The organism is Pseudomonas sp. RGM2987 (assembly GCF_022952855.1).
Lineage (GTDB): Bacteria > Pseudomonadota > Gammaproteobacteria > Pseudomonadales > Pseudomonadaceae > Aquipseudomonas.
This window is the reverse complement of the sequence record NZ_JALJDX010000094.1, coordinates 1-9,842: the sequence shown is the minus strand read 5'-3', so window position 1 is coordinate 9,842 and position 9,842 is coordinate 1. Positions and strand designations below refer to the sequence as shown.

The window sequence follows — 9,842 nt, the reverse complement described above, 5'->3', positions numbered from 1 at the left end:
ACATCATCTTCAACTGACAGATCGCCTTCGCGAGCAAGCCCGCTCCCACAGGGCTTGGGTTCAGCCCACCGGCCCCGCCCGCAACATCGACGCATCCTCGCCCCGATACAACGCCTCGACCTTCTCCGCTCGCCACTGCAACACCGCCCGCTGATTAATCGAGCCCTTATCGGTGATTTCACCCCGGTCGATGGAAGCCGGTTCCACGAGCAAGGCGATCCATTCCACGCGGCTGGCGTTACCGCTGGCTTCCCGATTCAGGCGTTGCAGCCAGTCGGCGAACCACTGGCGTACCGAAGGGCTGGCCAGCACCTGCTCGTCGCTGGCCTGCGGCCCCAGCCCGGACAGGCGTCGGCATTCAGGCAGCCGCGGGAAAACCAACGCGCCCAGGCATTCGCGATCCGGCGCGGTGATCACCAGGTCCTGGACGTACGGCGTACCCTCCAGCACCGCACGGTTACGCAACGGCCCGACGCTGACGAACACCCCGGACGACAACTTGAAGTCCTCGGCGATCCGTCCATCGAACATCAGCCCCAGTTGCGGATTGCCTGGATCGGCCAGTTTGATCGCATCCCCTGAGCAATAGAAACCGTCCTCGTCGAATACCTCGGCGGTCTGCTTAGGCGAACGCCAGTAGCCCGGCATGATGTGTGGCCCGCGAAAGCGTCCTTCGAACTTGCCATCCACCGGAACCAGGCGTACTTCGCAGCCCGGCGCCGGCAGGCCGATGTAGCCCGCCATGGACAGCGGCCCGGTGGTGAAGGTGCAGGACGGCGCCGCCTCGGTCATGCCCAGGCCGGCCATCATGCGGATCCGCTCGCCACAGTGCTGCTCGGCGACTTTATCGAGGCGATCCCAGGTGCTTTGGGACAACCCTGCCGCCGCAAAGAAGAACAGGCTGATGCGCTTGAAAAACCGCTCACGCAAATCCGCGTCCTGCTCCAGGGCGCTGACCAGTTCTTCCCAGCCCTTGGGCACGGTCAGATACGCAGTAGGTGAAATTTCCTTGAGATTGCGCAGGGTTTCAGCGAAACCCTGGGCCGTGGGCTTGCCGTCGTCCAGGTAGAACGTGCCGCCGTTGTACAGCACGATACCGACGTTATGGCTGCCACCGAAGGTGTGGTTCCACGGCAACCAGTCCACCAGCACCGGCGGCTCCTCGCCGAACACCGGGAAAGTCTGCAACAGCATCTGCTGGTTGGCGCAGAGCATGCGCTGGGTGGTGATCACGGCCTTGGGCAGCTTGGTGGAACCGGACGTAAACAGAAACTTGGCGATGCTGTCCGGCCCGGTGGCGTCGAAGGCCTTTTGCGCCTCGGCGCCACCGGGTTGGGCCAGCAGGCTGGCGAAACTGCTCCTTGGACGGCCCGGTAACTCGCCGCGCACCGTAATCAATGGGATATCCGCCGGCAGCACCGCGTTGATCGCTCGCTCGAACGGCGCGGCCTCGCTGACGAACACCAGGCCCGGCTGCAACAGGTCGCAAACGTGACGCAGCTTGGCGAAATCCTGGGACAGCAGTGAATAGGCCGGCGATACCGGGCAATACGGGATCCCGGCGTACATCGCGCCCAGGGCCATTTGCAAGTGCTCGATGTCGTTGCCCGAGAGCAACGCCAGGGGTTTTTCCGCCGACAAGCCGAAACCCAGCAGGCCCTGGGCGATGGCCCGGACGCTGTCGAGCATCTGCCCATAGCTGACCCGACGCCAGTCTCCACCAGCCTCGCGGGCGGCGATAAAGGTTTGTTGCGGCCGCACCCGGGCCCAGTGCACCAAGCGATCAAGCAACCGGGCCGGCATCGGGGCGAGCGACTCGAGGGAGCGCATGTGCAGGATGCCGCGCTCCTCGGTGACTTCAACGGCGGGATGACCAATCGACACCTGGCGATACCGCCCAGGGCCGGGTCGGGAGGACGATCTGAACTCGGAACTCACCTGCATTTCCTCCACCAAGGCACGCACGGTCGCACGAGGCGAGCACAGCGTGGCAGCGTCTGGCTGCGATCTTGTCATTGTTATGTCTGGCCTGCATCGGGGCAGCGGCCTTCCGGCCTCGGCCGCCGGCGATGCAGCGGATTTTTCAGATCGGGTAGTGCCGGGGGCCATTCTGCAAGGTCACCCAACGCAACTGGGTGAAATGCTCGATGGACGCCTTAGCGCCAAAGCTGCCGTAGCCACTGGACTTGACGCCACCGAAAGGCATCTGTGCCTCGTCGTGCACGGTCGGACCATTGATGTGACAGATGCCCGACTCGATTCGTTGAGCCAGAGCCAGGGCTCGCGCGGTATCGCGACTGAAGATCGCAGCCGACAGGCCGAACTCGGAATCGTTGGCCAGGCGCAGCAGCTCCTCGTCGCCCTCCCCCCGCAGCAGCACGGCGACGGGACCAAAGGATTCCTCGCGGTACAAACGCATGTCCGGGGTCACGTCGTCGAGCAAGGTCGGTTGCAGGATGCTGCCATCCAACTGCCCGCCGGCCAGCAACGTTGCGCCTTTGGCCAAAGCGTCGTCGATCAGGCCCTTGATGCGTTGGCCGGCGCTGACGTCCACCAGCGAACCAAGCACCGAATCACTGGCCGCCGGATCGCCGGCGCGCAAGGTGGCGATCTTTGTCCTCAGTTTGTCGATAAAGGCATCTGCGATGCGGGCATCGACGATCAGCCGCTCGGTGGACATGCAGATCTGGCCCTGGTTGAAGTACGCACCGAAGGCCGCCGCCTGCACCGCCGCATCCAGGTCAGCATCGTCCAGCACCAGCAACGGCGCCTTGCCGCCCAGCTCCAGCAAGGCCGGCTTGAGATGGCGTGCCGACAATTCGCCGACAATCCGCCCGACATGGGTCGAGCCGGTGAAGTTGACGCGGCGCACCGCCGGGTTAGCGATCAGCCGCTCGACAATCGCCGGCGCATCCGCCGGTGCGTTGCAGATCACGTTGACCACGCCATCGCCCAGCCCTGCGTCCTGCAGCACCTGGCCGATCAGCCGATGCACCGCCGGGCTTATTTCAGAGGCCTTGAGCACCACGGTATTGCCGCAGGCCAGGGGCATGGCGATGGCGCGGGTGGCAAGGATCACCGGAGCGTTCCACGGGGCGATGCCCAGCACCACGCCGCAGGGTTGACGCAGGGCCATGGCAAAACTGCCCGGCACGTCCGATGGAATGATTTCGCCGTTGATCTGGGTGGTCATGCAGGCGGCTTCGCGCAACATGTTCGCCGCCAGATGCACGTTGAAACCGTACCAGTTGGCCATGGCGCCGGTCTCGCCGGCAGCAGCGATAAATTCGCCGCTGCGCGCCTGCAACTGCTCGGCTGCCCGCAGCAGCCGGGTGCGGCGTTCGTTGGGCGCCAGGGCAGCCCAGGTGGGAAACGCGGCTTGGGCGGCCGCCACGGCCGCATCGGCATCGTCCAGCGTGGCGGCGGCGACGCGGGACTCGACTTCGCCGGTCACCGGGTTGCAGCGTTCGAAGGTCCGGCCGTCACGGGCCGGGCACGACTGGCCGCCGATCAACAGGGGCACGTCCAGCATGGTGATTCCTCTTTATTGTCTTTATAGGGAACACATTCACAGTAGCGCCGAGGGGCTTGGCAGGACAGCCTTGCGTCGCCCCGTGGGTCAGCGCTTGTAGCTTTGCAGGCCCGGCTTGATGCTCTTGTCGTCGAGGAACTGCTTCATGCCCTGCTCGCGACCGCCCTCGGTGTCCAGCAGGCGCGACTGATCGAGCTTGGCGTACAGGTAATCCTCGTTCTGTTCCCAGGTCAGTTCGCGGCAACGTTTGAAACCATGCTTGGCCGCCCGCAGCACCACCGGGTTCTTCTCCAGCAGGTTGCGCGCCAGTTCTATGGTGACTTCACGCAATTGCGCCAGCGGCACGCTCTCATTGACCAAGCCCATTTCGGCGGCCTTCTGCCCACCGAAGGTCTTGCCGGTCATGATGTAGTACAGCGATTGACGGTGGCCAACGGTATCGGCCATGGCTTTGCTGACCAGGTTGCCGGGCGGGATGCCCCAGTTGATTTCCGAGAGACCGAAGGTCGCTTCGTCGGCGCAGATCGCCAGGTCGCAGGCCACCAGCGGGCTGAAACCCCCGCCAAAGCACCAGCCATTGACCATGGCGATGGTCGGCTTGGCGTACATGCGCAGCAGTTTCCACTGCCACTGCGAAGCTTCGCGACGGATTTTCTCCTGAAGGATTTCCGGCCCGGCGTCGACTTCGCGGAAATACTCCTTGAGGTCCATGCCGGCAGTCCAGGCGTCGCCCGCACCGGTCAGCACCAGAACGCCTGCGGCTGGATCCTGCTCCAGGGTCTCAAGCACGTCGATCATCTCGCGATTGAGGGTCGGGCTCATGGCGTTGCGTTTTTCCGGACGATTGAGGGTGACCCAGGCAATGCCCTCCTCGATATCGACCTTGACGGTTTTCCAGCGACCTTCGTAGTTGCTCATGATGCGTGCTCTCTTGTTCTTGGCTGAAGATGAGCAAAAACTAAACTGCAAAACTAGTTATGTCAATTAACTATTAATCGATTTATCTGTGTTTTTTTTCCGAAAGCGGCATGGACACAGATCAAGCAAAATGCGATCAAACGTAGCCATGGCGCCACAACCCCGGCAAACTGAATAGCCTTGTTAACCACTGATCTCGAGGATGCACACTCCGATGGCCAAGTCTTCCAAGCTTGCCGACCCCGCCGAGGCCCTGGCCGCCGGTACCGACACCCAGGCACCGCTGGACTCTGCGCTGGACGAGCTGATCGGCTACGCCTTGCGGCGCGCCCAGTTGAAGCTGTTCCAGAACCTGATCGGCCGCCTCGCTGTGCACGATCTGCGGCCCGCCCAATTCTCGGCGCTGGCGATCATCGATCAGAATCCCGGCCTGATGCAGGCTGACCTGGCCAAGGCCCTGGCGATCGAACCGCCACAGGTGGTGCCGCTGCTGAACAAACTGGAAAGCCGCGCCCTGGCCGTGCGCGTGCGCTGCAAGCCGGACAAGCGCTCCTACGGGATTTTCCTGAGCAAGACCGGCGAAACCCTGCTCAAGGAACTCAAGCAGATCGCCGCCGAGAGCGACCTGGAATCCACGGCAGCGCTGTCGGGTGACGAGCGCGAGCAATTGCTGCGCTTGTTGAAGAAGGTTTACCAGTAGAACAGCCGACACTTACCCCGTGGCGAGGGAGCTTGCTCCCGCTGGGTTGCGAAGCAGCCCCAAAACAGGCAACTCAATCAACCTGACGAGCCGCATTCAGTTCATGAGGGGTTGCTTTGCAACCCAGCGGGAGCAAGCTCCCTCGCCACAAGGGCACTGTGTCGTCAGCTGTCGCATCACCAGATCGGCACGCTATACGTCACCAGGAACCGGGTCTGGTTCTCATCGCGAAACGCTGCACTGCCGGGAAAGTCGTTGCGGTAGATCGACTTGCGCGCCAGCAGCCCGACATTTTTCAGCGGGCCGTCCTGAATCACGTAGCCCAACTCCATCTGGAACTCCCTTTCCTTGCGACCCTCGGCATTCAGGGCCGCAAGGTCGATATGATCGCCGCGCACGTAACGCAATCGAGTCCTCAAGCCTGGCACGCCCACCGCGGCGAAATCGTAGTCATGAATTGCCTGCCAGGTGCGCTCCCGGGCATTGAGAAAGTCCGAACTCATGGTCATCTCGCTCAAGCCCATCAATTCGGTGCCGGACACATAGGGCGTGGCCGTATCGCCACTGGCATGCATGTAGCCCAGGCTCACCCGGTGCCCGCCCAGGCGATAGCCCACCAGCGCCGACACGTTGCGGTTGTCCACCTTGCCGGCCTTGGCGGCGCCGTCCTCGCGACTGAAAAAGCTACGCAGGTCAGTGGTCAACACCCCGTCGCCCAAGGGCAGGTTGTGCAGCAATGCCAGGGTGTCCTGCTGGTACAAGTCTGCTACTTCGGCGTGGTAGGCCCGCAGGCTCAGGTCCTTGTTGAGCTGATAATCGCCACCCACATAGGCCATGTGCGACGAAGTCGCCGCACCGTTGAAGCGCCGGTTGGGCGAGGCAATGGTCATCAGTTGATAGTCGGTGGAATCGCGGCGATTGATCCGGTCGATGTAGCCGGTGTTGAACGTCAGCCCTTCGAGGTCCTTGGAGCTTAAGATCGTGCCGCGAAAGGTCTGCGGCAATAGCCGCGACGGGCTGGCGAAGGCGAACGGCAGGAAGATCGACACGTCGCCGGTCTTCACCGTGGTCTGGGCGAACCGCAACTTGCCGGTCACGGCCAGGCGCGAGTATTCATCGGCAGCGCGCTTGTCATTGCTGGAGACTGGCAATAGCTCGGTGCCGCTGCGATCCGGCGAAGAATCGAGCTTGATCCCCACCAGCCCCCGGGCGTCCAGGCCGAAACCGACCGCGCCCGGTGTGTATCCCGATTCCATGTTCATGATCACGCCCTGGGCCCATTCCCTGGCCGCGGTCTTGGCGCCGTCGTCCTTGTAGTCACGGTCCATGTAGTAGTTGCGCAGGGTCAGGGTGCCGTGACTGTCGCCGATGAAGCCTTCGGCCAGCAATGTGCTGGAACCCAGACTCAGCCCCAGGCAAGCGAGCAGATGAACGAGCGGTGAAACAGAAACCGCCGCAACGGCATTCCGGGCAAGATCAGGCATGTTCGAATTCCATTTATTGTTGTTGTTGTTTTACTCAGTCCGGGCCTTGGTCGGCACGGTCGCCGGGGAAAAAGAATGGAAACGGCGCAGGCGCTTCGTCAATCCAAAGTGACCGATAATCGAACATTAATATTGCTAACTATTTCGCCATAACCCTCATCGCATCTGCTCAAGCCGCCGATTTTCCTGGCCTTCCAAGCTCTTTCAGCCCTGCGCTCGACACCCTTCATTTTTTAGTTAACTTTGTTAATCTTGGATCCGTGCACCGCTGCCCCGGTTGAATCGGTGCCCCAGAGAAAAACAATAAGAGGATCTGCCATGAACCATCCGGCGCGTCGTGCGACGCTGACCATCGCCTTGTGTTTTATCGTCGCGTTGATCGAGGGTTTCGACCTGCAGTCAGCCGGCACCGCCGCTGCGGGCCTGCGCCAGACGTTCACCCTCGACCCGAAAATGATGGGCTGGGTCTTCAGTGCCGGGATCATCGGATTGCTGCCGGGTGCGTTCTTCGGCGGCTGGATCGCCGATCGCATCGGTCGCAAGAAAATCCTCATTGCCGCCGTCCTGCTGTTCGGCGTGTTCTCCCTTAGCACCGCTTATGTCGAACACTTCTCCAGCCTGCTGCTGGTGCGCTTCATGACCGGCCTGGGCTTGGGCGCCGCCCTGCCCAACCTGATTGCCCTGTGTGCCGAAGCCGTGGGCGAGCAACGCCGTGGCACGGCCATCAGCGTGATGTATGCCGGCGTTCCGTTGGGTGGTGCGCTGGCGGCGCTGATCGCCATGCTGTTTGGCGAGCATTGGCAAATGACCTTTTTCATTGGCGGACTGGCGCCCCTGCTGGTGGTGCCGCTGATGCTGTTGTGGCTCCCCGAGTCCAGCGCTTTCCGCCAAGTGCAAAATGCCGGCGACGAGACCCGCACCTCTACTGCCCAGGCGCTGTTTGGTGAAGCTCGGGGACGTACTACCCTGGCGCTCTGGTTGAGTTACTTCTTCACCCTGACGGTGATGTACATGCTGCTCAACTGGCTGCCATCGTTGCTGCTGGAACAGGGGTTCAGCAAACCCCAGGCCGGCCTGGTGCAGATGCTGTTCAACATCGGCGGAACCCTGGGTTCGTTGCTCGGAGGCCTGTTGCTGGACCGCTGCAACGGGGTCAAGGTCGTGCTGTTTGTCTATGCCGGGCTGTTGAGCGCGCTGGCCGGGGTCGGTTTGTCGGTTGGCATCGTGCCGATGGCCGTGGCCGGGTTCGCTGCCGGGTTGTTTGTAATGGCTGCGCAGTTGGTGCTTTATGCGTTGGCCCCACCGGCCTATCCCACCGCCGTGCGGGCGACGGGTGTCGGCGCTGCGGTGGCCATCGGGCGACTGGGTTCGGTTGCCGGGCCCCTGGCGGCCGGGCAGATTCTTGCGGCCGGGGCGGGAACCACCGGGGTGCTGTTGGCGACTTCACCTGGGTTGCTGATTGCCGCTGTGGCTGCGATCAGTGTGATGGCTCGGGCGGTGGCGGTGGGTGAGGCGCAGACTGTGCGCTGAATGTGGGAGCGAGCCTGCTCGCGATGGCTGCCTGGCAGTCGACCTGGATTTTCGTGTACATATCCATTTCTGTGGTAACGGCTGCTTATGGTTCCGCCCTGACGGCGGGTCACTTTTGAAAAGGCGCCAAAAGTAACCAAAAGCGCCTTGCCCCACCACTGGGCACGTCGCCAAGGCTCGGTGTGCCCTCACTCCGGCATTGCTCCGTGGGCCCGCCGCGAAGGACCATCCATGGCCCTGCGCGGCTATCCCGGCATCCATGCCGGGATGCCCACTACGCAATGCCTGCGTTCGGCCCTTGTGGTTAACGGGGCGCCCAAGATCAAAAGCCAAAGCAAAAGCAAAAGCAAAAGCAAAAGCAAAAGCGAGGCGGCCTGACAGCCGACCTAGTTCTCCCAGTTATACCCAGTCCTCATTGTGGGGGGCTTGCTCGCGAAACGGTATCTCAACCGCCCAGGATGTAGAGACCCGACCCGATCGTCTTATCCAGGCAAACCTGATGATGATCGCCGCTACCGGTGCACCTGCTTTAACCGAAAGCGCTAAAGCCCGGCGTTTTTATGCCTTTAAGCGACGCCGATGGACCTATTCGCCAGAAAATTGATCCCACTACTTGAGGACTGTCCCGCACGGTACCTGACGGTACCGTTCAAGGGATTTCAAGAGAGCGTGAAACCATTGCCCCAGCCGGGCAAAAATTGCGCATTATAGGCGCCGTCCGCTCAAGGGAGATTTACATGCGTGCCATTTCATCCGTCATGCGTCTTGCCGTGCTGTCGCTGGGGCTGGTGTTCGCCGTCAGTGCCAGTGCCACCGAAGAGACGCAACTGGTCGAGTCCATCAACCTGTACCGCAGCCAATCCCAAAGCTGTTCCGGCCAGGCTTCGCTGGAGCTGCCGCCGCTGGCAATGGATACCCGGTTGATCCTCTCGGCCAATGGCATCGGCGACCTGCAGCAGGCCCTGGCGCGGGCGGCGTATCCGATGGTTAACGTGCAGGCCATCAGCCTGTCCGGGCCGCGGGATGCGCAGGGGGCAATGAAAGCCATTCAGGAAAGTTTCTGTCAGGTGGTGCTGGACCCGCAGTTCGTCGACATCGGCGTCAGCCGCCTGGACCGTGAATGGCGCATCGTGCTGGCACGCCCCCTGTTGTCGGCGCGCCTGGCGGACTGGCAAGCCGAAGGCCAGAAACTGCTGAAGCTGATCAACAGCGCCCGTGCCCAACCACGCCGCTGCGGCACCGAAGCCTTCGCGGCCACCACGCCGTTGGCCTGGAACGCAACCCTGGCCCTCGCGGCGGTCAACCACACCCGGGCGATGGCCAACAACAATTTCTTCGACCACAAGGACCGCGACAACCGCATGCCGGGCGACCGCGCCGAACTGGCCGGCTACCTGGGCCAGTTGATCGGCGAAAACATCGCCGCCGGCCAGGACACCGCACTCAAGGTCGTGGACGGCTGGCTGGCCAGCCCCGGGCACTGCGCCAACCTGATGAACCCGCAGTTCCGCGAACTGGGCGCCGGTTATGCGACCGATCCGAAAAGCGATGCGGGGATCTATTGGACAGCGATGTTTGGTACTCAGTAGCACCCCGGTATCGAGCCGAACAAAATCCTGTGGGAGCGGGCTTGCTCGCGAAAGCGTTGTGTCAGCGAACATCCATGTCACTGATATAC

Annotated in this window: 8 protein-coding genes; 4 read left to right on the top strand and 4 right to left on the bottom strand. The window is 62.4% G+C overall.

The genetic code is table 11. The features are described from left to right. Positions 1-60: 60 nt before the first annotated feature. From RGM2987_RS01620 to RGM2987_RS01610, 3 genes are all read right to left on the bottom strand, one after another. Entirely contained in the window at positions 61-1,938 is a 1,878-nt protein-coding gene (locus RGM2987_RS01620; RefSeq protein WP_245138369.1) for a feruloyl-CoA synthase, read from the bottom strand. Between the two features lie 145 nt (positions 1,939-2,083). Then, positions 2,084-3,532: an aldehyde dehydrogenase gene (locus RGM2987_RS01615; RefSeq protein WP_245138368.1), complete on the bottom strand. Its 1,449-nt coding sequence runs from the start codon at positions 3,530-3,532 to the stop codon at positions 2,084-2,086. An 87-nt stretch (positions 3,533-3,619) separates the two neighbouring features. Continuing rightward, positions 3,620-4,450, bottom strand: coding sequence for a p-hydroxycinnamoyl CoA hydratase/lyase (locus RGM2987_RS01610; RefSeq protein ID WP_245138367.1), 831 nt, complete (start codon positions 4,448-4,450; stop codon positions 3,620-3,622). Positions 4,451-4,664: 214 nt separating this feature from the next. Between RGM2987_RS01610 and RGM2987_RS01605 the strand changes: the two genes are divergently transcribed. Then, positions 4,665-5,150 carry a MarR family transcriptional regulator gene (locus RGM2987_RS01605; RefSeq protein ID WP_245138366.1) on the top strand — a complete coding sequence of 162 codons (486 nt, stop codon included), beginning with the start codon at positions 4,665-4,667 and terminating at the stop codon, positions 5,148-5,150. 176 nt (positions 5,151-5,326) lie between these two features. Here the strand turns inward: RGM2987_RS01605 and RGM2987_RS01600 are convergent, their stop codons facing one another. Beyond that, positions 5,327-6,634, bottom strand: coding sequence for an OprD family porin (locus RGM2987_RS01600; RefSeq protein WP_245138365.1), 1,308 nt, complete (start codon positions 6,632-6,634; stop codon positions 5,327-5,329). Between the two features lie 318 nt (positions 6,635-6,952). Here RGM2987_RS01600 and mhpT point away from each other — a divergent pair, with 318 nt between their 5' ends. From mhpT to RGM2987_RS01585, 3 genes are all read left to right on the top strand, one after another. After that, entirely contained in the window at positions 6,953-8,164 is a 1,212-nt protein-coding gene (gene mhpT / locus RGM2987_RS01595; RefSeq protein ID WP_245138364.1) for a 3-(3-hydroxy-phenyl)propionate transporter MhpT, read from the top strand. 231 nt (positions 8,165-8,395) lie between these two features. Next, on the top strand, positions 8,396-8,542 hold the full coding sequence (locus tag RGM2987_RS01590; protein WP_245138363.1) for a hypothetical protein: 147 nt from the start codon (positions 8,396-8,398) through the stop codon (positions 8,540-8,542). 359 nt (positions 8,543-8,901) lie between these two features. Then, on the top strand, positions 8,902-9,753 hold the full coding sequence (locus RGM2987_RS01585; protein ID WP_245138362.1) for a CAP domain-containing protein: 852 nt from the start codon (positions 8,902-8,904) through the stop codon (positions 9,751-9,753). Positions 9,754-9,842 lie beyond the last annotated feature (89 nt).

Bases quoted from the DNA above. Each gene is read 5' to 3' on its own strand.
- RGM2987_RS01615 (WP_245138368.1), bottom strand. From the start codon at position 3,532: ATGCTGGACGTGCCCCTGTTGATCGGCGGCCAGTCGTGCCCGGCCCGT.
- RGM2987_RS01610 (WP_245138367.1), bottom strand. From the start codon at position 4,450: ATGAGCAACTACGAAGGTCGCTGGAAAACCGTCAAGGTCGATATCGAG.
- RGM2987_RS01605 (WP_245138366.1), top strand. From the start codon at position 4,665: ATGGCCAAGTCTTCCAAGCTTGCCGACCCCGCCGAGGCCCTGGCCGCC.
- RGM2987_RS01600 (WP_245138365.1), bottom strand. From the start codon at position 6,634: ATGCCTGATCTTGCCCGGAATGCCGTTGCGGCGGTTTCTGTTTCACCG.
- mhpT (WP_245138364.1), top strand. From the start codon at position 6,953: ATGAACCATCCGGCGCGTCGTGCGACGCTGACCATCGCCTTGTGTTTT.
- RGM2987_RS01590 (WP_245138363.1), top strand. From the start codon at position 8,396: ATGGCCCTGCGCGGCTATCCCGGCATCCATGCCGGGATGCCCACTACG.
- RGM2987_RS01585 (WP_245138362.1), top strand. From the start codon at position 8,902: ATGCGTGCCATTTCATCCGTCATGCGTCTTGCCGTGCTGTCGCTGGGG.